This window comes from Pantoea trifolii, from assembly GCF_024506435.1.
Classification (GTDB): Bacteria; Pseudomonadota; Gammaproteobacteria; order Enterobacterales; family Enterobacteriaceae; genus Pantoea; species Pantoea trifolii.
Window position 1 is genome coordinate 717,442 of sequence record NZ_JANIET010000001.1, and the last position, 22,646, is coordinate 740,087.

Here is a 22,646-nt window from a genome sequence, read left to right on the forward strand (position 1 = left end):
GCAGACATAAAAAAACGCCCTGACGGGCGTTTTTTCTTTCAACTCTTAATCCTGCAATTCGCCGCAGAAGCGGTAACCTTCGCCGTGAATAGTGGCAATGATTTCTGGCGTATCTGGCGTGGATTCGAAATGCTTACGGATGCGGCGGATGGTGACATCCACGGTACGGTCATGCGGCTTCAGCTCGCGGCCGGTCATCTTCTTCAGTAAGTCACCACGCGTCTGGATTTTGCCTGGGTTCTCACAGAAGTGCAGCATGGCGCGGAATTCACTGCGCGGCAGCTTGTACTGGTCGCCGTTCGGGCTGATCAGTGAGCGGCTGTTGATATCCAGCTCCCAACCATTAAAGCGATAGCTTTCAACCGTACGTCGCTCTTCGCTTGGCATCGCCAGATTCATGGTACGCGACAGCAAGTTGCGTGCACGAATCGTCAACTCACGCGGATTGAACGGTTTGGTGATGTAATCATCGGCACCGATTTCCAGACCGAGGATTTTATCCACTTCATTATCACGGCCGGTCAGGAACATCAGCGCGACGTTTGCTTGTTCACGCAGTTCGCGTGCCAGCAGCAAACCGTTTTTACCTGGCAGGTTGATATCCATAATCACCAGGTTGACGTCATTTTCCGTCAAAACCTGATGCATCTCGGCGCCGTCGGTGGCTTCATAGACCACGTAACCTTCTGCCTCAAAGATACTTTTGAGGGTGTTACGCGTGACCAGTTCGTCTTCAACGATAAGAATGTGCGGGGTCTGCATGTTTCGCTACCTAAAATTTGCCAACAAATCGAAAACAGGGCGTACGTCGGTTACGCTATTTTGCTGCAACCGGTATACGAAATAATCTTCGGAATACACCATCCATCTACGTCAACTTCAGTGTTAGCTCAGCCAGTCAGGATGGATATTTGCACGCCCCGAGGATATCGGACAGGCGCTCATCCTAACCGTATTAACAGCAACCTAACAGCACCAACAACAACCGATAAGCATAAAAACAACGCTTCGTTGACTTATATCAAATGCAAGTGTAGCACGTTAACACTTTTATGAAAAACTTCTCCAGGATTGCTAGTTTAGCTCACAAAATGCAGCATTTTTGCTACATTTATCCCTTATACAGCCAAAACTAAAACACGCAGGAAATTATATTTTAATGATATGAAAGAAAAGGGTTTTATATTAAATAGGTCATATAATTTTGCTTATGCCTGCTAATTTCTACTACAGCTGGATTTATCCCTCTTTTAACATCGTTAACATCTTATTTTCTCTGCTAGCCGCAGTTGGTATTTTCTCTCCTGCATGCCAACATAATGCGAGTTGTTAACAGTTCGATGGAAAAATCATGCATTTCCCCTTAATCCTTGTCTCTCCCGCCCGTCCGGAAAATATCGGCGCGGCTGCCCGCGCCATGAAAACCATGGGTTTTAGTGAGCTGCGCATTGTGGCCAGCGATGCCTGGCAAGATCCGGCAGCACGGCGCGTGGCGCACGGCGCCGGTGAGATTCTCGATAACGTCAAAACCTACGCCACGCTGAGCGAGGCGCTAAAAGATGTTGATTTTTCCGTGGCAACTACCGCGCGCAGCCGTGCGAAATTCCGCTATTACGCCACGCCTGCGCAGGTTGAAAACATCCTGCAGGAGAAGCGCCAATGGCTGAGCCGCATCGCGCTGGTGTTTGGCCGTGAAGACAGTGGCTTAACCAATGAAGAACTGGAGCTGGTCGATCTGTTGACCGGCATCCCGATGGCCAATGCTTATCCGTCGTTGAATCTCGGTCAGGCGGTGATGGTGTATTGCTATCAACTGTCAGCGCTCAATCAGATAGCGGCTGAGACTGCGGAAGTGGCGAACGAGCACCAACTGCAGGCATTGCGCCAGCGCTTCCACCAGTTGCTGGTTAAGCTGGATGTGAGTGATGACGTCAAAATGGCGGACTGGATCGATCAGCGTATCGGCCTGCTGGAAAAGCGTGACAGCGCCATGCTGCATCGTTTGTTACATGACGTAGAAAAAAAACTTATAGATAATTGCTCGGATAAATCCTGAGTTGCTAGTGACTGATGCGGGAATCCGCCGCATCTCCTGAATAATCGCAATAATTTTTGCTTTATTAAGCGCAGCACTGCGCAGCGCCAGGGATGGCGCGGCTAAGACAAATTCGTTGACTTAACGTGCGCTTTGCTTTACTTCTGGAAGGCAGACGGACAAGACAAAGACAGACAGAAAAAAATCTAAATGCGTAAACTCAGCCTGAACACCACAATTATTATTACCACCACCATTACCACAGGTAACGGTGCGGGCTGACGCATACAGGAAAAACAAAGAAAAAAGCCCGCACCTAAACAGTGCGGGCTTTTTTTTCGGCAAAAATTCAGGAGAGCTTTAACTATGCGAGTGCTGAAATTCGGCGGAACCTCAGTAGCCAATGCGGAACGTTTTCTCCGTGTGGCGGATATTCTGGAAAGCAATGCACAACAGGGACAGGTTGCGACCGTTCTCTCTGCACCAGCAAAAATTACCAATCATCTGGTGGCGATGATTGAGAAAACCATCAGCGGCCTCGACACCTTGCCGAATATCAGTGATGCCGAACGTATTTTTGCCGACCTGCTGCAAGGCTTGCGTGACGCGCAGCCGGGCTTTGATTACGACGGACTGAAAACCCGCGTTGAGCTGGAGTTTGCGCAGCTGAAACAGGTGCTGCATGGCATCAGCCTGCTGGGCCAATGCCCGGACGCCGTTAATGCTGCCATCATCTGCCGTGGCGAGAAGCTGTCGATTGCGATTATGGAAGCGCTGCTGCAGGCGCGCGGCCACAAAGTCACCGTGATCGATCCGGTGGAGAAGCTGCTGGCGATTGGTCATTACCTTGAATCCACCGTTGATATCGCCGAATCTACGCGCCGCATCGCCGCCAGCCAGATCCCGGCCGATCACTTTATCCTGATGGCCGGTTTCACCGCCGGAAACGAGAAGGGCGAACTGGTGGTGCTGGGCCGTAACGGCTCTGATTACTCCGCCGCGGTGTTGGCTGCGTGTTTGCGCGCTGACTGTTGTGAAATCTGGACCGATGTTGACGGCGTTTATACCTGCGACCCGCGGCAGGTACCTGACGCGCGCTTACTGAAATCGATGTCGTATCAGGAGGCGATGGAGCTCTCTTATTTTGGCGCCAAAGTGCTGCATCCGCGTACCATCGCACCTATCGCCCAGTTCCAGATTCCTTGCCTGATCAAAAACACGGCTAACCCGCAAGCGCCGGGCACCTTAATCGGTGGCGAAGGCGAGCTGGATGAAAATCCGGTTAAAGGCATCACCAACCTGAATAATATGGCGATGTTCAACGTATCAGGACCGGGCATGAAAGGCATGGTCGGCATGGCGGCGCGCGTTTTCGCGGCGATGTCACGCACCGGCATTTCAGTGGTACTGATCACCCAATCCTCTTCGGAATACAGCATCAGCTTCTGCGTACCGCAAAGCGAGCAGGCGCGTGCGCGTCGCGTGCTGGAAGAGGAGTTCTATCTGGAGTTGAAAGATGGCTTGCTCGATCCGCTGGACGTGCTGGAACAGCTGGCGGTGATCTCGGTGGTTGGCGATGGCATGCGCACGCTGCGCGGCATCTCGGCCAAATTCTTCTCGGCGCTGGCGCGTGCCAATATCAATATCGTGGCGATTGCGCAGGGTTCATCTGAGCGTTCCATTTCGGTGGTGGTGAGCAACGATGAAGTCACCACCGGCGTGCGTGTGGTGCATCAGATGCTGTTCGCCACCGATCAGGTAATCGAAGTGTTCGTGGTTGGCGTTGGCGGTGTCGGCGCGGCGCTACTGGATCAGCTGCATCGTCAGCAGACATGGCTGAAACAGAAGCATATCGATCTGCGCGTATGCGGTATCGCTAACTCGCGTGCGCTGCTCACCAACGTGCACGGTATCGATCTCAGTAACTGGAAGGCAGAACTGAACGAAGCCAAAGAGCCGTTCAATCTCGGTCGCCTGATGCGTTTGGTGAAGGAGTATCATCTGCTGAATCCGGTGATCGTCGATTGTACTTCCAGCCAGGCGGTTGCCGATCAGTATGCCGATTTCCTCGCCGAAGGTTTCCACGTGGTGACGCCGAACAAAAAGGCCAACACCTCGTCGTGGAACTACTACCAGCAGATGCGTGCAGCGGCAGCGAAATCGCGCCGTAAATTCCTGTACGACACCAACGTTGGCGCCGGTTTGCCGGTGATCGAAAACCTGCAAAACCTGATGAACGCCGGTGATGAACTGATCAAGTTCTCCGGTATTCTGTCAGGTTCGCTCTCCTTTATCTTCGGCAAGCTTGATGAAGGCGTTTCGTTGTCGGAAGCAACCAAAATGGCGCGCGAGATGGGCTTTACCGAGCCGGATCCGCGTGACGATCTTTCTGGCACCGATGTGGCGCGTAAGCTGCTGATTCTGGCACGTGAAGCGGGACATCAGCTGGAGCTCAGTGATATCGAAATCGAACCGCTGCTGCCCGCCAGTCTGACCGAGATCGCTGACGTTGAGCAGTTTATGGAGCGTCTGCCGGAACTGGATAACGCCTTTGCCGCGCGCGTTGCCAAAGCGCGTGACGAAGGTAAAGTATTACGCTTCGTCGGCGCGATTGAAGAAGGTGGCGTTTGCAAAGTGAAAATTGATGCGGTGGACGGCAACGATCCACTGTACAAAGTGAAAAATGGTGAGAATGCGCTGGCATTCTACAGCCGCTACTATCAGCCCATCCCGCTGGTTCTGCGTGGATATGGCGCGGGAAATGATGTCACAGCAGCAGGCGTGTTTGCGGACCTGCTGCGTACGCTGTCGTGGAAGTTGGGAGTTTAATGATGGTAAAAATTTATGCACCGGCCTCGATAGGTAACGTCAGCGTCGGCTTTGATGTGCTGGGCGCGGCGGTTTCGCCGGTGGATGGTACCTTGTTGGGTGACTGCGTTTCCGTCGAAGCCGCCGACAGCTTCAGCCTGGTAAACTCCGGGCGCTTTGTCAGCAAACTGCCGACCAATCCTCAGGAGAACATCGTTTATCAGTGCTGGGAGCGTTTTTGCCAGGCGATTGGTAAGCAAGTTCCGGTGGCGATGACGCTGGAAAAGAATATGCCGATCGGTTCCGGACTCGGTTCAAGCGCCTGTTCGGTGGTTGCTGGCTTGATGGCGATGAACGAATTCTGCGGCAAACCGCTCAACGATACCGAACTGCTGGCGTTGATGGGCGAGCTGGAAGGTCGTATTTCCGGCAGCGTACACTTTGATAATGTTGCACCGTGCTTCCTTGGCGGCGTGCAGCTGATGATTGAAGAGAACGGCATTATCAGTCAGGACGTGCCGTGCTTTGACGAATGGCTGTGGGTGATGGCGTATCCGGGGATCAAAGTCTCCACCGCCGAAGCGCGCGCCATTCTGCCGGCACAATACCGCAAAGAGGATGCCATCAAGCACGGTCGCCTGCTGGCAGGCTTTATTCATGCCTGTCATACGCGTCAGCCTGGGCTTGCGGCTAAACTTATGCAGGATGTTATCGCCGAGCCATATCGCACCAAACTGCTGCCAGGCTTCGCCGATGCGCGTAAAGCGGCGCAGGATATTGGCGCGCTGGCCTGCGGTATTTCGGGTTCCGGCCCGACACTTTTCGCTGTTTGCAACGAGATGGCAACGGCACAGCGGATGGCGGACTGGCTAAGCCAGCACTATCTGCAGAATGAAGAAGGTTTCGTCCACATCTGCCGTCTTGATACGGCTGGCGCACGTAAATTGGGATAACGCATGAAACTCTACAACCTTAAGGATCACAACGAGCAGGTTAGTTTTGCTCAGGCCGTGAAACAGGGCCTTGGCTCGCAGCAAGGGCTGTTTTTCCCGCTCGAACTGCCGGAATTCGAACTGACCGATATCGATGCCATGCTGGAGATGGATTTCGTCAGCCGCAGCAGCAAAATTCTCTCTGCCTATATTGGTGATGAAATTGCCGCGCATCAGCTGGCCGAGCGCGTGAAAAACGCCTTTGCTTTCCCGGCACCAGTGGCGAAGGTCAGCGATGATGTGGCTTGCCTCGAGCTATTCCACGGCCCAACGCTGGCGTTCAAAGACTTCGGCGGCCGCTTTATGGCGCAGATGCTCTCCTATGTGAGCGGTGCGGATGAGCAGATCACCATTCTGACCGCCACGTCCGGCGATACCGGCGCAGCGGTGGCGCATGCCTTCTACGGCATGGAAAACGTGCGCGTGGTGATTCTCTATCCACAGGGCAAAATCAGCCCGCTGCAGGAGAAACTGTTCTGTACGTTGGGCGGCAACATCGAAACCATCGCGGTTGAAGGTGATTTCGATGCATGTCAGGCACTGGTGAAACAGGCGTTTGATGATGAAGAACTGAAGAAGGCGATCGGCCTCAACTCGGCGAACTCCATCAACATCAGCCGTCTGCTGGCGCAAATTTGCTACTACTTCGAAGCGGTAGCGCAGCTGCCACAAGAGAAGCGCAATCAGCTGGTGGTATCGGTGCCGAGCGGCAACTTCGGTGACTTAACGGCGGGTTTGCTGGCGAAATCATTGGGTCTGCCGATCAAGCGCTTTATCGCGGCGACCAATGCGAACGATACCGTGCCACGCTTCCTCGGCAACGGTGCATGGCAGCCAAACGCCACGGTAGCAACGCTGTCGAACGCCATGGATGTCAGCCAGCCAAACAACTGGCCGCGCGTGGAAGAGCTGTTCCGCCGCAAAACCTGGCGCTTGACCGATCTGGCGTATGGCGCGGTATCTGATGAAACCACCAAATCCACCATGCGCGAGCTGGCTGAGATTGGCTACATCTCTGAACCGCATGCAGCGATTGCTTATCGTCTGCTGCGCGACAACCTGCAGGAGGGCGAATATGGCCTGTTCCTCGGCACTGCGCATCCGGCGAAGTTCAAAGAGAGCGTGGACGAGATTTTAGGTCAGGATCTGCCGCTGCCGAAAGAGCTGGCCGAGCGCGCCGACTTGCCGCTGCTGTCGCACAATCTGAAAGGCGATTTCGCTGAACTGCGCGCGTTTTTGCTGAAGTAAGTGCTCGTTGTCCCCCATCCCGGCCTTCCCCCGCAAGCGGGGGAAGGAGATGCTGCCACATGCAGCTTCCCAACTATCATATTGCAGCATCTTCCTCCCCCATTTATGGGGGAGGACCAAGGAGGGGGACAGCAAGCACGGACCGAGGAGGAGGACAGCGCTCGCTGAACTATTTCTGCTCGCGGCGCTTAAACACCAATTCGTTCTCGCTGCTTTCCGCCCCATCAAGAAAATACCCATCCACATCGAATTTCTTCAGCTGCGCTGGCTTGGTCAGGCGGTTCTGAATCACATAGCGGCTCATCAAACCGCGCGCTTTCTTGGCGTAGAAGCTGATGACTTTGAACTTGCCGTTCTTCTCATCCAGGAACACCGGCTTGATCAACTCGGCGTTGAGTTTCTTCGGCTTGATGGCTTTGAAATATTCATCGGATGCCAGATTGATCAGCACGTCATCACCTTGCTCAGCAATCGCCTCGTTTAACTTCTCGGTCAGCAAATCGCCCCAGAAACCATAAAGATCTTTGCCAGCCGGATTGGCCAGCTTGATGCCCATTTCAAGGCGATAAGGTTGCATCAAATCAAGCGGACGCAGCAGACCGTATAATCCGGACAACATGCGCAGGTGCTGCTGGGCAAAATCGAAATCGTTGTCACTAAAGGTTTCGGCCTGCAAACCGGTATACACATCGCCTTTGAACGCCAGAATCGCCTGACGCGCATTCTCCAGCGAGAAGGGCGGCTGCCATTGGTTAAAACGATCGGCATTCAGGTGCGCCAGCTTGTCGCTGATACCCATCAGTGAACTGATCTGCGACGGTGAAAGATCGCGCGCAACGTCAATTAATTGGTGTGATTTTTCTAACAGCGCCGGTTGGGTAAAACGTTGTGTCGCCAGCGGGCTTTCATAGTCCAGTGTCTTCGCTGGCGAGATAACCATCAGCATCGTGTACGTCCTCTTTGACCCGCAGGTTAATCAGGGAATTGAAGGGAAAAATGTCGCAAAGAGTGTAGCAAAAAAGCGGCATGGATCGGCAAATCGCTCCCATTTGTTAGCGCTATCGTAAAGGGCACTTCGTGGTGTTGCGCCGTCACTTGTGCGTGATATTATCGCAACAGCCTTTTACACCCTGACAGTCAACCTAAGAGAAAGAGAACCATGACGGACAAACTTACTTCCTTGCGTCAGCTGACTACTGTGGTCGCCGACACCGGTGATATCGCGGCAATGAAGCTTTACCAGCCGCAAGATGCGACCACCAACCCTTCTTTGATTCTCAACGCCGCTCAAATCCCTGAATACCGCAAACTGATCGACGAAGCCATTACCTGGGCGCGTCAGCAGAGCAGCAATAAAGAAGAACAACTGGCGCTGGTATCAGACAAGCTGGCCGTCAACATTGGTCTGGAAATTCTCAAACTGATTCCAGGTCGCATCTCGACAGAAGTGGATGCGCGCCTCTCTTACGACACTGAAGCGAGCATCGCTAAAGCGCGTAGCCTGATCAAACTGTACAACGATGCGGGCATTAGCAATGACCGTATCCTGATCAAACTGGCGTCAACCTGGCAGGGTATCCGTGCTGCTGAGCAGCTGGAAAAAGAAGGCATCAACTGTAACCTGACGCTGCTGTTCTCCTTCGCGCAGGCGCGTGCGTGTGCCGAAGCCGGCGTGTTCCTGATCTCTCCATTCGTTGGCCGTATCCTCGACTGGTACAAGCAGAACACCGATAAGAAAGAGTACGCAGCACACGAAGATCCAGGCGTGGTATCTGTGGCTGAAATCTACAACTACTACAAGCAACACGGCTATGAAACCGTGGTGATGGGCGCGAGCTTCCGTAACGTTGGCGAAATCATTGAGCTGGCGGGCTGCGACCGTCTGACCATCTCTCCGGGCCTGCTGAAAGAGCTGGCTGAGAGCGAAGGTACCGTTGAGCGTAAACTGAGCTACACCGGCGAAGTGAAAGCGCGTCCAGCGAAGATGACTGAAGCTGAGTTCTTCTGGCAGCATAACCAGGATCCAATGGCGGTGACCAAACTGGCTGAAGGTATCCGCAACTTTGCCATCGATCAGGGCAAACTTGAGAAGATGATCGCCGAACTGCTGTAAGGTGATTGGCCGTGGCGGCGACAGGCTGCCACGGTTTTACGTTTTTCCCGCACTTCCTGTATTATCCTTTTACTTCCCACGTCATTTGCTGCCTTGCAGCCAACCACAGCGATAACTCTATGGATACTTTACGAATTGGATTAATTTCCGTTTCCGATCGTGCTGCTAACGGCATCTATCAGGATCAGGGCATTCCGGCGTTAGAGAGCTGGCTCGCCGCCGCGCTGGCGACGCCGTTTGAAATCGAAACGCGTCTGGTGCCGGATGAGCAACCCATGATTGAGCAGGCGATCTGCGAGCTGGTCGATGAGCTGTTCTGCAATTTGGTGCTCACCACCGGCGGTACCGGGCCTGCGCGACGTGATGTGACGCCGGATGCCACGCTGGCGGTCGCCGACCGTGAAATGCCAGGCTTCGGCGAGCAGATGCGTCAAATCAGCCTGCAATTTGTGCCGACCGCCATTTTGTCGCGTCAGGTTGGCGTGATTCGCAAGCAGTCGCTAATCCTCAATCTGCCGGGTCAGCCGAAATCCATTAAAGAGACGCTTGAAGGACTGAAAGCGGAAGATGGGACGGTGAAGGTGCAGGGGATTTTTGCTGCTGTACCTTATTGTTTACAGCTTCTGGAAGGGCCCTATGTGGAAACACATGCCGATGTGGTAGCAGCTTTTCGCCCCAAAAGCGCTCGTCGTGAGACAAATGACTAAAAATCGGCATTTTCAGGCATAAAATTCAGCGGCACTGGTGTGGCAAAATATTGACGGTATAGTAATTCAATCTTTACACAAGTTGTTTTGCCTCTGGATACCGCTGGATTATGGATACGCACGCAACGCGTCGACTCAATGGACAGGATTACAAAACCCTGTCGCTGGCCGCCCTTGGTGGGGCGCTGGAATTCTACGACTTCATTATCTTCGTCTTCTTTGCCGCCGTGATCGGCGAGCTGTTCTTCCCGCCTGATATCCCCGAATGGCTGCGTCAGGTGCAGACCTTCGCCATCTTTGCTGCCGGTTATCTGGCGCGTCCGTTAGGCGGCATCATCATGGCGCACTTTGGTGACAAGGTTGGGCGTAAGAAGATGTTCAGCCTCAGCATTCTGTTGATGGCGCTGCCGACGTTAGCAATGGGTGCATTGCCCACTTATGCCAGCATCGGCATCGCTGCGCCGCTGTTGATGTTGCTGATGCGCGTGCTGCAAGGCGCGGCTATTGGCGGTGAAGTGCCAGGCGCGTGGGTGTTTGTCGCCGAACATGTGCCCGAAAAACGCATCGGTTTTGCCTGCGGCACGCTGACGGCGGGCTTAACCGCCGGCATTCTGCTCGGTTCGCTGGTGGCAACGGTTTTGAATACCACGCTGTCGCCTGCTGCGATTCGCGATCACGGCTGGCGCATTCCCTTCTTCCTCGGCGGGGTGTTTGGCCTGCTGGCGATGTATCTGCGTCGCTGGCTGCATGAAACGCCGGTGTTCCAGCAGATGCAGCAGCGCAAAGCGCTGGCAGAAAAAATGCCGCTGCAAACCATCCTCGCCAGTCATAAGCGCGGCATCGTGATTTCGATGCTGCTGACCTGGCTGCTGTCGGCCTGCATTGTGGTGGTGATTTTGATGGCGCCAACACTGATGCAGAAACAGCACGGCATTCCTGCCGCGCTCAGTCTGCAAGCCAACAGCTTCGCCACCATCATGCTGCTGCTGGGTTGCGTTATCGCCGGATGGCTGGTGGATCGTTTTGGTGCGGCGCGATCGCTGATGGTTGGTTCATTACTGCTGGCAATCGGCAGCTGGAACTTCTTCCATCAACTGGGCAGCTCGCCGGAAATGCTGTTTATCTGGTATGGCTTAGCGGGCCTGAGCGTTGGCGTGGTAGGCGTGGTGCCGTTTGTGATGGTGCGCGCGTTCCCGGCGGCAGTGCGCTTTACCGGCATCTCGTTCTCTTACAATGTTGCTTACGCGATTTTTGGTGGCCTGACGCCAATTAGCGTGACGCTGATGATGAGCCTGACGCCAATGGCACCGGCCTGGTATGTGCTGGCGCTGGCGATGATTGGCTTTATGGTGGGCATCTGGCTGTGGCGCGATAGCCGTCAGCAGCATGCGCAGTTGGATATGTCGCTGCACTCGTCATAATGCAAAAAGCGGAGCCAAGCAGCTCCGCTTTTTCATTTGTTACTCGCCAATCGGCAATACCGTACGACCAAACTTCTCATTCAACACTTCGCCCATCGCCAGATAGAACGCGCTCGATCCGCAAATGATGCCAACCCAGCCAGCAAAGCGCAGCAGCCCCGCGTTATCGGTCAGGTGGCCGATAGCCAGCAGCGCAAACAGCAGCGTCAGGCTGGCGAAGATGAACTGCAGCATTTTCGTTGAGTTGAGCGTGCCGACGAACAGGAACGCGGTGAACACGCCCCACAGCGCGAGATAGGCGCCAAGGAAGTGGCCGTCGGCTGCCTCTGCCAGCCCCAGTTTCGGCAGCAGCAGAATCGCCACTAACGTTAACCAGAAGCTGCCGTAAGAGGTAAAGGCGGTCAGCCCGAAGGTGTTGCCTTTCTTATACTCCAGCAGCCCGGCAAAAATTTGCGCGATGCCGCCGTAGAAAATACCCATCGCCAGGATGATCACATCCATCGCAAACAGGCCAGTGTTGTGTAAGTTGAGCAGGATGGTGGTCATACCGAATCCCATCAGGCCCAACGGGGCGGGATTCGCCAGCGTGGTATTGCTCATAATTCCTCAGAAGCAGCGTTGAAGATGTTGTTAGTGTTTTACCCCCGCGCAAACCGCTGGTGGCGCGAGGCGCTGCATAATAAGCGGCCTCTTTTTGGCCAACTTTGATCTGAATCGACCAGAGAATGAAATTTTTTTTAGTTTTAACCCTTGATGCGCATCGAACCGGCCCCATTTACTTGTCATCGAGCGTTGTGAGGCAGCAAAAAAAGCCTGCTTCAGCAGTTGAAAGTGGTCAGTTTGACCGCATCTCTGTTTCACAACCCTAATTGGCAAAGAATTTAAGTGGGAGATGTTTAGATGGGTAAGATTATTGGTATTGACTTGGGTACAACCAACTCATGTGTTGCAGTTATGGATGGTGGTAAAGCACGCGTGCTGGAAAACGCCGAAGGCGACCGCACCACGCCGTCGATCATTGCGTATGCACAGGATGGCGAAACTCTGGTTGGTTCACCGGCTAAACGTCAGTCTGTGACCAACCCGCAGAATACCCTGTTTGCGATTAAGCGCCTGATTGGCCGTCGCTTCCAGGACGAAGAAGTACAGCGTGATATCAAAATCATGCCTTACAAAATCATCGGCGCGGATAATGGCGACGCATGGCTGGACGTGAAAGGCCAGAAAATGGCACCGCCGCAGATCTCTGCTGAAGTGCTGAAAAAGATGAAGAAAACCGCGGAAGATTTCCTCGGTGAAGCAGTCACTGAAGCGGTTATCACCGTTCCAGCTTACTTCAACGATGCGCAGCGTCAGGCGACCAAAGACGCCGGCCGTATCGCGGGTCTGGAAGTAAAACGTATCATCAACGAACCAACCGCAGCTGCACTGGCTTACGGTCTGGATAAAGGTCAGGGCAACCGCACCATCGCGGTATACGACCTGGGCGGCGGTACTTTCGATATCTCAATCATTGAGATCGACGACGTTGATGGCGAGAAAACCTTTGAAGTTCTGGCAACCAACGGTGATACCCACCTGGGTGGTGAAGACTTCGATAGCCGTCTGATTAACTATCTGGTGGCCGAATTTAAGAAAGATCAGGGCATCGATCTGCACAACGATCCGCTGGCCATGCAGCGTCTGAAAGAAGCGGCAGAGAAAGCCAAAATCGAGCTCTCTTCAGCCCAGCAGACTGACGTTAACCTGCCGTATATCACGGCGGATGCGACCGGTCCTAAGCACCTGAACATCAAAGTAACGCGTGCGAAACTGGAATCACTGGTTGAGGATTTGGTTTCTCGCTCAATCGAGCCGTTGAAAGTGGCTCTGCAAGATGCGGGTCTGTCTGTTTCAGACATCAACGACGTGATCCTGGTAGGCGGTCAAACGCGTATGCCAATGGTTCAGGCTAAAGTGACTGAGTTCTTCGGTAAAGAGCCACGTAAAGACGTGAACCCGGATGAAGCAGTAGCTGTTGGTGCTGCGGTTCAGGGTGGCGTGTTGGCGGGTGAAGTGAAAGACGTTCTGCTGCTGGACGTAACTCCGCTGTCACTGGGTATCGAAACCATGGGCGGCGTGATGACGTCGCTGATCAGCAAGAACACCACCATCCCAACCAAACACAGCCAAGTGTTCTCGACTGCTGAAGATAACCAGTCTGCCGTGACCATTCACGTGCTGCAGGGTGAGCGTAAGCGTTCAGGCGATAACAAATCACTGGGCCAGTTCAACCTCGACGGTATCCAGGCTGCACCGCGCGGTATGCCGCAGATCGAAGTCACCTTCGATATTGATGCGGATGGTATCCTGCACGTGTCGGCGAAAGACAAAAACAGCGGTAAAGAGCAGAAGATCACCATCAAGGCTTCTTCTGGTCTGAATGAAGAAGAGATCGAAAAAATGGTGCGTGACGCGGAAGCGAACGCCGAGTCTGACCGCAAGTTCGAAGAGCTGGTTCAGACCCGTAACCAGGGCGATCAGATTTCGCACAGCACCCGTAAGCAACTGGACGAAGCGGGCGACAAACTGTCTGCAGACGACAAAGCACCAATCGAAGCGGCGTTGACCGAGCTGAACACCGCGCTGAAAGGCGAAGACAAAGCGGAAATCGAAGCCAAAATGCAGGCATTGATGGAAGTGTCCAGCAAACTGATGGAGCTGGCACAGCAGCAGGGTCAGGCAGCTGATGCAGGCGATGCTTCTGCACAGAAAGAAGACGACGTTGTCGACGCTGAGTTCGAAGAAGTTAAAGACAAAAAATAATTGCCCCTGACCGGGCGCGATGGCTGGCCTGACAGCCGTTGAAACCAGCACGGGCGTAGGAGATCTCTCCACGCCCGTGCGATCATGTTAAGGGCAGAACAAATATGGCTAAGAATGATTTATACGAGATCTTAGGCGTCTCTAAATCCGCAGATGAGCGTGAAATCAAAAAGGCTTACAAGCGCCTGGCGATGAAATACCATCCGGACCGTAATCCGGACAATAAAGAAGCCGAAGCAAAGTTTAAAGAAATTAAGGAAGCCTACGAAATTCTGACCGACGCACAGAAGCGTGCGGCTTACGACCAATATGGTCATGCAGCCTTTGAACAAGGTGGCATGGGCGGCGGTGGCGGCTTCGGCGGCGGCGGTGCTGACTTCAGCGATATCTTTGGCGACGTATTTGGCGATATTTTTGGTGGTGGCCGCCGTCAGCGTGCCTCACGTGGCGCCGATTTACGCTACAACATGGAGCTAACGCTGGAAGAAGCGGTACGCGGCGTGACCAAAGAGATCCGCATTCCAACTCTGGAAGAGTGCGATGTCTGCCACGGCAGCGGCGCGAAAGCGGGGACCAAACCGCAGACCTGTCATACTTGTCATGGCGCAGGCCAGGTGCAGATGCGTCAGGGCTTCTTCACCGTGCAGCAGGCGTGTCCGACCTGTCACGGTCGCGGTTCAGTGATCAAGGATCCGTGCAATGCTTGTCATGGACACGGTCGTGTTGAGCGCAGTAAAACCCTGTCGGTGAAAATCCCTGCAGGCGTGGATACCGGCGATCGCATTCGTCTAACCGGCGAAGGTGAAGCGGGCGAACACGGCGCACCAGCGGGCGATCTGTACGTTCAGGTTTCGGTGAAAAAACACCCGATCTTCGAGCGTGAAGATAACAACCTGTATTGCGAAGTGCCGATTAATTTCGCGATGGCAGCATTGGGTGGCGAGATTGAAGTGCCAACGCTTGATGGCCGCGTGAACCTGAAAGTGCCTTCTGAAACGCAAACCGGCAAGCTGTTCCGCATGCGCGGTAAAGGCGTGAAATCGGTGCGTGGCGGTGCGGTGGGTGATTTGCTGTGTCGTGTGGTGGTGGAAACGCCAGTCAGCCTCAACGACAAACAGAAAGCGTTGCTGCGCGAACTGGAAGAGAGTTTTGGTGGCCCGAGCGGCGAGAAAAACAGTCCGCGCTCCAAAAGCTTCCTCGACGGTGTGAAGAAGTTCTTTGACGATTTAACGCGTTAATTCCATCAGTTATGCAGTCACAAAGCGGAGAGGAAACTCTCCGCTTTTTTTATGTTTTGCCGCTAAACGGTCGCTCCTGATGTAAGCTCAACCTGCCTTGCGTGTGATATGAGCTGAAATGCCCTCATAATGCATCGGCATTGCCGAGCAATTAACGAGATATAAGCTGCTTTTAACGAGGTGTCTGAATCGCTACACTTCTCAGCCAAAATGTCTCTACTCAGGAGGAGTTGTGAACAAACCCCGTTCTATTCGAAGCTTGCTGAAAAGCTTTATCGCCAGTGACGCCAGCAACGGCATGGTGCTGATTTTGGCGGCCGTTGCGGCGATGATTTTGGCGAACAGCGCAGAAACCGCTCAAGGTTATCAATCGTTTCTTGCCGAGCCGGTGCAAATTCGCTTTGGCGCGTTAGACATCAGCAAAAACCTGCTGCTGTGGATCAACGATGCCATGATGGCGCTGTTTTTCCTGGTGATTGGTTTGGAAGTGAAACGTGAGTTGATCACCGGTGAACTTGCCAGCCGCGATCGCGCTATTTTCCCGGTGATTGCGGCAATTGGCGGCATGGTTATGCCGGGACTGATTTTCCTGATGCTCAATCATGGCGATCCTATTGCACGTAACGGCTGGGCAATTCCTACCGCGACCGATATCGCCTTTGCTTTGGGCGTGCTGGCGCTGCTGGGCAGCCGCGTGCCGACCGCGCTGAAAGTGTTCCTGATGGCGCTGGCGATTATTGATGATCTTGGCGCTATCGTGATCATCGCGCTGTTCTACACCAGCGATCTTTCGGTGTTGTCGTTGAGCGTGGCGGCGGGTGCGATTGTGCTGCTGGCGATTCTTAATCGTTGCGGCGTGCGTAACATTGCCATCTATATGTTGGTCGGCATTGTGCTGTGGACGGCGGTGCTCAAATCGGGTGTGCACGCAACATTAGCGGGCGTGATTGTTGGCTTCTTTGTGCCGCTGGAAGAGAAGAACGGTCATTCTCCGGCCGAGCATCTGGCGCATGGTTTGATGCCGTGGGTCAACTGGCTGATTCTGCCGCTGTTCGCTTTCGCTAACGCCGGCATCTCGCTGAGCGGCATTACCTTTATGGATGCGCTGTCGCCAGAGCCGCTGGGCATCATTCTCGGCTTACTGATTGGTAAACCGTTGGGCATCACGTTGTTCTGCTGGCTGGCAGTGAAGTGGCGGCTGGCGGTACTACCGGGAGGCACCACCCTACGCGATATCATGGCGATTGGTGTGCTGTGCGGTATCGGCTTTACTATGTCGATCTTTATTAGTTCGCTGGCGTTTGATGCCGCCCACGAGCAACTGGTGACCTTCTCCAAACTGGGGATTCTCAGTGGCTCGCTGCTTTCGGCGATCATTGGTTACACGCTGCTGCGCATCAAACTGCGTTAAAAGAGGAAGGAGGCGAAAGCCTCCTTTTTTTGCCGATGAATCAGCTCAATTTTAATCATCTCTACTATTTCTGGCAGGTGTGTAAAACCGGCTCGGTGGTGCGTGCGGCGGATGTGCTGTGCCTGGCGCCACAGACGGTTACTGGCCAGATTAAATCGCTGGAAGAGCAACTCGGCGGCGTGCTGTTTCGCCGTCAGGGACGCGGTTTGGTGCCCAATGAGCTTGGGCAACTGGTGTTCCGCTATGCCGATCGCATGTTCATGCTGAGTCAGGAGATGCTCGATATCGTTAACTACCGCAAAGAGTCGCATCTGCTGTTTGATGTAGGCGTGGCGGATGCGCTGTCAAAGCAACTGGTGAGTAAGGTGCTGGAGGCGGCAGTGGTGGCTGAAGAGAGAATCCATTTACGCTGTTTTGAATCAACGCATGAGATGCTGCTGGAACAGCTGAGCCAACACAAGCTGGATATGATCCTTTCCGATTGCCCGATTGATTCCACTCAGCAGGAAGGGCTGTTTTCGGTCAAGCTGGGCGAGTGTCCGATCAGCTTCTGGTGCAACACGCCGTTACCTAAGCTGCCGTTTCCCGCTTGTCTGGAAGAGCGGCGCTTGCTGATTCCTGGTCGTCGCTCAATGCTGGGCCGCAAACTGCTGAACTGGATCCACAGCCAGGGCTTGCAGGTGGAGATTCTGGGTGAGTTTGATGATGCGGCCTTAATGAAGGCATTTGGTGCGCTGAACAACGCGATATTTGTGGCTCCCACACTGTATGGTGACGAGATTTACCGGGATGACGCCATCAAAGAGATTGGACGGTTGGATGCGGTGATGGAGGAGTATCACGTGATTTTTGCCGAACGGATGATTCAGCATCCGGCGGTACAGCGGATCTGCCATGGCGACTTCAGTGCGCTGTTTACCCCTGAATTGCAGGCATAAAAAAACCGGCTAAGCGCCGGTTCTTTTTTACAAAGCGATAAACAGACAGGCGATTAAGCCAGTTTGTTGATCTGTGCAGTCAGGTTTGCTTTATGACGTGCAGCTTTGTTTTTGTGGATCAGACCTTTAGCAGCCTGACGGTCCACGAGTGGTTGCATTTCGTTGAATGCGTTCTGCGCAGCAGCTTTGTCGCCTGTTGCGATAGCCGCGTATACTTTCTTGATGAAAGTACGCATCATTGAACGGTTGCTTGCGTTATGCTTGCGACGTTTCTCAGATGTTACGGCGCGTTTCTTAGCTGATTTGATATTAGCCAAGGTCCAACTCCCAAATGTGATCTATATGGACAAATCAAAGGCCGAGGACTATGCCTTTTGCGCCTTCTTATGTCAATGGATTTGTGCAAATAAGCGTCGTTTTAAAAACAACACTCGATTACGTAATTGATGGCGCAGGATTCTACCAGCAACGCGGCGTTGAATACAGTATTTCGCAGCAAAAATCTTCAGATCCTTGCTAAGCAACTGGCTACGCGTGGAATAAGCCGCGCCAGAAGCAGGAAAGGCACGTATACGGGTTAACCTAAACGCCATTCAAGGGTATAATCCGCCGATTTCCACCGGTTTGAGTCAGCCATGAAGTTTATCCGCGGTATTTATAATCTGAAAGAGCAGCATCGCGGCTGCGTCCTGACCATTGGTAATTTCGACGGCGTACATCGCGGCCACCAGGCTTTGATGGCTGAATTAATTGCTGAGGGACGAAAACGCAATTTGCCGGTGGTGGTGATGGTCTTTGAGCCACAACCGCTTGAGCTGTTTGCCGGCGATAAAGCCCCGGCGCGCCTTACGCGTTTGCGTGAAAAGCTGAAATACCTCGAACAAGCGGGCGTTGATGCCGTACTTTGCCTACGTTTTGATCGTCGCTTCGCTGCGCATTCGGCGCAGAGTTTTATTTCCGAATTGCTGGTGGACAAGCTCAACGTCAAGTTCCTGGCCGTCGGCGATGATTTCCGCTTCGGCGCTGGTCGCCAGGGGGATTTCCTGTTATTACAGAAGGCCGGTGCGGAGTATGGCTTTGAGGTCATCAGCACCCAAACTTATTGCGATAGCGGCAAGCGCATCAGCAGCACCGCCGTTCGTCAGGCGCTGGCGCAGGATGATTTTGCGCAAGCCGAAGCGCTGCTGGGCCATCCGTTCAGCATCTCAGGTCGCGTAGTGCATGGCGATGCACTCGGGCGCACCATCGGTTTCCCAACGGCTAATCTCCCTTTGCGTCGCACCGTTACGCCGGTTAAAGGCGTGTTTGCAGTGGAAGTGTTGGGCCTCGGCGATCAGCCGCTGCCTGGCGTGGCCAATATTGGTACGCGCCCAACGGTAAAAGGTTTACGTCAGCAGCTTGAAGTTCACCTGCTCGACACAAATATGAATCTTTATGGGCGTCACATTGAAGTGGTGCTGAAACAGAAGATTCGCGATGAACAGCGTTTCGCTTCGCTGGACGCGCTGAAAGAACAAATTGCGAAAGATGTGGTGACGGCCCGCCAATTCTTTGGGCTAAAAACACCGGTTTAATGACCGAAATACGGAATCGAGAATCTGATGAGTGACTATAAATCTACCCTGAATTTGCCGGAAACGGGGTTCCCGATGCGTGGCGATCTGGCCAAGCGTGAACCGGGAATGCTGCAACGTTGGTATGATGACAACCTGTACGGCATCATCCGCGAAGCCAAGAAAGGGAAAAAAACCTTTATTTTGCATGATGGCCCTCCTTATGCGAACGGCAGCATTCATATTGGTCACTCAGTTAACAAGATTCTGAAAGACATTATCGTTAAGTCGAAAGGCATGGCGGGCTATGACTCGCCGTACGTTCCCGGTTGGGACTGCCACGGTTTGCCGATTGAGCACAAAGTTGAGCAGATGATTGGTAAGCCGGGCGAGAAAGTCAGCGCGGCTGAATTCCGTGCCGCTTGCCGCCAATACGCGGCAGAGCAGGTTGAAGGTCAGAAAAATGACTTCATCCGTCTTGGCGTGCTGGGTGACTGGGATCGTCCTTACCTGACGATGAATTTCCAGACCGAAGCCAACATCATTCGTGCGCTGGGTAAAATCATTGGCAACGGCCATCTGCACAAAGGCGCGAAGCCGGTGCACTGGTGCATGGATTGCCGCTCGGCGCTGGCTGAAGCGGAAGTGGAGTATTACGACAAAACCTCGCCATCTATCGACGTGATGTTCAATGCCGTTGATGCCGATGCAGTGCGCGCAAAGTTTGGTGTTGCCGCGTCAGAAGGCCCGGTTTCACTGGTGATCTGGACCACCACGCCGTGGACCATGCCAGCCAACCGCGGTATCTCGCTGCATCCGGAATTTGAATATCAGCTGCTGCAGATCGAAGGTCGCAGCCTGATCCTCGCCAAAGAGATGGTTGAGAGCGTGATGAAGCGCGCCGGCATCAGCGACTGGAAAGTGCTGGGCGAATGCAGCGGCGCGGCGCTGGAGCTGCAACTGTTTCAGCATCCGTTCCTCGAGCAAATCCAATCGAAAGTGGTGCTGGGTGAGCACGTGACGCTGGAAGCCGGTACCGGTGCGGTACATACCGCGCCAGGCCACGGCCCGGATGACTATGTTATCGGTCAGAAATACGGTCTGGAAACCGCCAATCCGGTGGGGCCAGATGGCGCGTATCTGCCAGGCACCTATCCCACGCTGGATGGGGTAAACGTCTTTAAGGCCAACGACATGATCGTTGAGCTGCTGAAAGAGAAGGGCGCGCTGCTGCACGTTGAGAAACTGCTGCACAGCTACCCGCACTGCTGGCGTCACAAAACGCCGATCATCTTCCGTGCCACGCCACAATGGTTCATCAGCATGGATCAGAAAGGCCTGCGTGCGCAGTCGCTGAAAGAGATCAAAGGCGTGCAGTGGATCCCGGATTGGGGTCAGGCGCGTATCGAAGCGATGGTGGCGAACCGTCCTGACTGGTGTATCTCACGTCAGCGTACGTGGGGCGTGCCGATGGCGCTGTTTGTGCATAAAGAGAGCGAGCAGCTGCATCCGGATACGCTGGAGCTGATGGAGAAAGTCGCCAAACTGGTTGAGCAGGACGGCATCCAGGCGTGGTGGGATCTCGATCCGCGCGATCTGATGGGCGACGACGCTGACCATTACGTTAAAGTGCCAGACACCTTAGACGTGTGGTTCGACTCCGGATCAACCAGCTACGCGGTAGTGGATGCGCGTCCGGAATTCGGTGGTCATACGCCGGATATGTATCTGGAAGGTTCGGATCAGCATCGCGGCTGGTTCATGTCTTCTCTGATGATCTCCACAGCGATGAAAGGCAAAGCGCCTTATCGTCAGGTACTGACGCACGGTTTCACCGTGGATGGTCAGGGCCGCAAGATGTCGAAATCGATCGGCAACACCGTGGCGCCGCAGGATGTCATGGATAAGCTGGGCGCGGATATTCTGCGTCTGTGGGTCGCCTCTACCGATTACTCCGGTGAGATGGCGGTCTCCGACGAAATCCTCAAGCGTGCCGCAGACAGCTATCGTCGTATCCGTAACACCGCGCGTTTCCTGCTGGCTAACCTCGCGGGCTTCAACCCGGCGACCGATTGCGTCAAGCCGGAAGAGATGGTGGTGGTGGATCGCTGGGCGGTTGGCCGTGCGCTGGCAGCGCAGCAGGATATCGTGCACTCCTACGAAAACTACGATTTCCACGAAGTGGTGCAGCGTCTGATGCACTTCTGCTCTATCGAAATGGGCTCGTTCTATCTCGATGTGATCAAAGATCGTCAGTACACCGCGAAAGGCGACAGCCTGGCGCGTCGCAGCTGCCAAACCGCGCTGTGGCATATCGTTGAAGCACTGGTGCGCTGGATGGCACCAATCATGTCCTTCACCGCAGACGAAATCTGGGGCTACCTGCCGGGCGAGCGCGCGAAATACGTGTTTACCGAAGAGTGGTACCAGGATCTGTTTGGTCTGGCGGATAACGAAGCGCTGAACGACGCCTATTGGGATGATCTGCTGAAAGTGCGCGGCGAAGTGAACAAGGTCATCGAGCAAGCGCGAAGCGACAAACGCATCGGTGGCGCGCTGGAAGCCACGGTCACGCTGTATGCGGATGCCGAGCTGGCCGCTAAGCTGCAGGCGTTGGGCGATGAGCTGCGTTTCGTGCTGTTAACTTCAGGCGCAACCGTGGCGGATTACGCCACTGCCAGCGATGAAGCGCAGCAGAGCGAACTGTTCAAAGGTCTGAAAATCGCGCTGCACAAAGCAGAAGGCGAGAAATGTCCGCGCTGCTGGCATTACACTACTGACGTTGGCCAGAATCCTGAGCACGCTGCGGTATGTGGCCGTTGCTACACTAACGTGTCCGGAAACGGCGAGCAGCGGAAATTTGCCTGATGAGTAAAGCTATTTCTTCGACGGGTTTGCGCTGGCTTTGGCTGGTGCTGGTGGTGATCGCCATCGATTTTGGCAGCAAAATGTGGGTTATGGATAACATGATGCTGCATGAAACGCAGCCGCTGATGCCGTTCCTGAATCTGTTCTACGCGCACAACTATGGCGCGGCGTTCAGCTTCCTGGCGGACAAAGGCGGCTGGCAGCGCTGGTTCTTTGCCGGCATCGCCATTGCTATCGTCCTGGCACTGTTGGTGATGATGTATCGCAACGCTGCCAGCAACAAATTAACCAATATTGCCTACGCGCTGATTATCGGCGGGGCGTTGGGTAACCTGTTTGACCGTTCGTATCACGGCTTTGTGGTCGATTTTATCGACTTCTATGTTGGTGACTGGCACTTCGCGACCTTCAACATCGCCGACTGTGCCATCTGTATCGGCGCGGCGCTGGTGGTGCTGGAAGGTTTTCTCAGCCCGAACGGCAAACCGGCAAAAGATAAAGGGTAAAAA

At 54.1% G+C, this 22,646-nt stretch carries 19 protein-coding genes and 1 other annotated feature; of the genes, 15 read left to right on the forward strand and 4 right to left on the reverse strand.

Annotated elements, in window-relative coordinates; all coding sequences use genetic code 11:
* Positions 1-45 precede the first annotated feature (45 nt).
* The gene (arcA, locus tag NQH49_RS03235; RefSeq protein ID WP_008108686.1) at positions 46-762 is read right to left on the reverse strand and encodes a two-component system response regulator ArcA; all 717 of its coding nucleotides are present in this window, start codon (positions 760-762) and stop codon (positions 46-48) included.
* Between the two features lie 589 nt (positions 763-1,351).
* Between arcA and NQH49_RS03240 the strand changes: the two genes are divergently transcribed.
* The 5 genes from NQH49_RS03240 to thrC all read left to right on the forward strand — a co-directional run bounded on the left by NQH49_RS03240 (position 1,352) and on the right by thrC (position 7,083).
* The gene (locus tag NQH49_RS03240; RefSeq protein WP_256698364.1) at positions 1,352-2,056 is read left to right on the forward strand and encodes a tRNA/rRNA methyltransferase; all 705 of its coding nucleotides are present in this window, start codon (positions 1,352-1,354) and stop codon (positions 2,054-2,056) included.
* A gap of 189 nt (positions 2,057-2,245) precedes the next feature.
* The gene (thrL, locus tag NQH49_RS23510) at positions 2,246-2,317 is read left to right on the forward strand and encodes a thr operon leader peptide (RefSeq protein ID WP_071531027.1); all 72 of its coding nucleotides are present in this window, start codon (positions 2,246-2,248) and stop codon (positions 2,315-2,317) included.
* Positions 2,253-2,375 (forward strand) — a sequence feature (Thr leader region). (Overlaps the previous gene by 65 nt.)
* A gap of 26 nt (positions 2,376-2,401) precedes the next feature.
* Positions 2,402-4,864, forward strand: coding sequence for a bifunctional aspartate kinase/homoserine dehydrogenase I (thrA, locus tag NQH49_RS03245; protein ID WP_179451946.1), 2,463 nt, complete (start codon positions 2,402-2,404; stop codon positions 4,862-4,864).
* A gap of 2 nt (positions 4,865-4,866) precedes the next feature.
* Positions 4,867-5,796 (forward strand): homoserine kinase, encoded by a 930-nt coding sequence (gene thrB / locus NQH49_RS03250; RefSeq protein WP_008108677.1) that lies wholly within the window; start codon positions 4,867-4,869, stop codon positions 5,794-5,796.
* 3 nt (positions 5,797-5,799) lie between these two features.
* Positions 5,800-7,083 (forward strand): threonine synthase, encoded by a 1,284-nt coding sequence (gene thrC, locus NQH49_RS03255; protein ID WP_154154288.1) that lies wholly within the window; start codon positions 5,800-5,802, stop codon positions 7,081-7,083.
* A 169-nt stretch (positions 7,084-7,252) separates the two neighbouring features.
* Here thrC and yaaA read toward each other — a convergent pair whose 3' ends face one another.
* Positions 7,253-8,029 carry a peroxide stress protein YaaA gene (yaaA, locus tag NQH49_RS03260; RefSeq protein WP_256698365.1) on the reverse strand — a complete coding sequence of 259 codons (777 nt, stop codon included), beginning with the start codon at positions 8,027-8,029 and terminating at the stop codon, positions 7,253-7,255.
* A 213-nt stretch (positions 8,030-8,242) separates the two neighbouring features.
* On the opposite strand from yaaA, the gene tal reads away from it, so the two are divergent.
* The 3 genes from tal to NQH49_RS03275 all read left to right on the forward strand — a co-directional run bounded on the left by tal (position 8,243) and on the right by NQH49_RS03275 (position 11,324).
* Positions 8,243-9,196 (forward strand): transaldolase, encoded by a 954-nt coding sequence (tal, locus tag NQH49_RS03265; protein ID WP_061718163.1) that lies wholly within the window; start codon positions 8,243-8,245, stop codon positions 9,194-9,196.
* A gap of 119 nt (positions 9,197-9,315) precedes the next feature.
* The gene (mog, locus tag NQH49_RS03270; RefSeq protein WP_256698366.1) at positions 9,316-9,903 is read left to right on the forward strand and encodes a molybdopterin adenylyltransferase; all 588 of its coding nucleotides are present in this window, start codon (positions 9,316-9,318) and stop codon (positions 9,901-9,903) included.
* Between the two features lie 110 nt (positions 9,904-10,013).
* Entirely contained in the window at positions 10,014-11,324 is a 1,311-nt protein-coding gene (locus tag NQH49_RS03275; protein WP_256698367.1) for an MFS transporter, read from the forward strand.
* Between the two features lie 39 nt (positions 11,325-11,363).
* Here NQH49_RS03275 and satP read toward each other — a convergent pair whose 3' ends face one another.
* Complete coding sequence (satP, locus tag NQH49_RS03280) at positions 11,364-11,924, reverse strand: acetate uptake transporter (RefSeq protein WP_256699406.1); 561 nt, start codon at positions 11,922-11,924, stop codon at positions 11,364-11,366.
* Between the two features lie 300 nt (positions 11,925-12,224).
* Between satP and dnaK the strand changes: the two genes are divergently transcribed.
* The 4 genes from dnaK to nhaR all read left to right on the forward strand — a co-directional run bounded on the left by dnaK (position 12,225) and on the right by nhaR (position 17,716).
* Positions 12,225-14,129 (forward strand): molecular chaperone DnaK, encoded by a 1,905-nt coding sequence (gene dnaK, locus NQH49_RS03285; protein WP_256695562.1) that lies wholly within the window; start codon positions 12,225-12,227, stop codon positions 14,127-14,129.
* Positions 14,130-14,233: 104 nt separating this feature from the next.
* On the forward strand, positions 14,234-15,367 hold the full coding sequence (gene dnaJ / locus NQH49_RS03290; protein WP_256695563.1) for a molecular chaperone DnaJ: 1,134 nt from the start codon (positions 14,234-14,236) through the stop codon (positions 15,365-15,367).
* 232 nt (positions 15,368-15,599) lie between these two features.
* Positions 15,600-16,778: a Na+/H+ antiporter NhaA gene (gene nhaA / locus NQH49_RS03295; protein ID WP_256695565.1), complete on the forward strand. Its 1,179-nt coding sequence runs from the start codon at positions 15,600-15,602 to the stop codon at positions 16,776-16,778.
* 35 nt (positions 16,779-16,813) lie between these two features.
* Positions 16,814-17,716: a transcriptional activator NhaR gene (nhaR, locus tag NQH49_RS03300; protein ID WP_256695567.1), complete on the forward strand. Its 903-nt coding sequence runs from the start codon at positions 16,814-16,816 to the stop codon at positions 17,714-17,716.
* A 53-nt stretch (positions 17,717-17,769) separates the two neighbouring features.
* Here nhaR and rpsT read toward each other — a convergent pair whose 3' ends face one another.
* Complete coding sequence (rpsT, locus tag NQH49_RS03305) at positions 17,770-18,033, reverse strand: 30S ribosomal protein S20 (RefSeq protein ID WP_036619798.1); 264 nt, start codon at positions 18,031-18,033, stop codon at positions 17,770-17,772.
* 318 nt (positions 18,034-18,351) lie between these two features.
* Between rpsT and ribF the strand changes: the two genes are divergently transcribed.
* Genes ribF through lspA form a run of 3 tightly spaced genes read left to right on the forward strand, consistent with a single transcriptional unit; the run spans position 18,352 to position 22,643 of the window.
* Positions 18,352-19,290 carry a bifunctional riboflavin kinase/FAD synthetase gene (gene ribF, locus NQH49_RS03310; protein WP_256695569.1) on the forward strand — a complete coding sequence of 313 codons (939 nt, stop codon included), beginning with the start codon at positions 18,352-18,354 and terminating at the stop codon, positions 19,288-19,290.
* A 27-nt stretch (positions 19,291-19,317) separates the two neighbouring features.
* The gene (ileS, locus tag NQH49_RS03315; RefSeq protein ID WP_256695570.1) at positions 19,318-22,137 is read left to right on the forward strand and encodes an isoleucine--tRNA ligase; all 2,820 of its coding nucleotides are present in this window, start codon (positions 19,318-19,320) and stop codon (positions 22,135-22,137) included.
* Complete coding sequence (gene lspA / locus NQH49_RS03320) at positions 22,137-22,643, forward strand: signal peptidase II (protein WP_256695572.1); 507 nt, start codon at positions 22,137-22,139, stop codon at positions 22,641-22,643. The genes ileS and lspA overlap by 1 nt, the downstream gene beginning before the upstream one ends.
* The last annotated feature ends 3 nt before the right edge of the window (positions 22,644-22,646 follow it).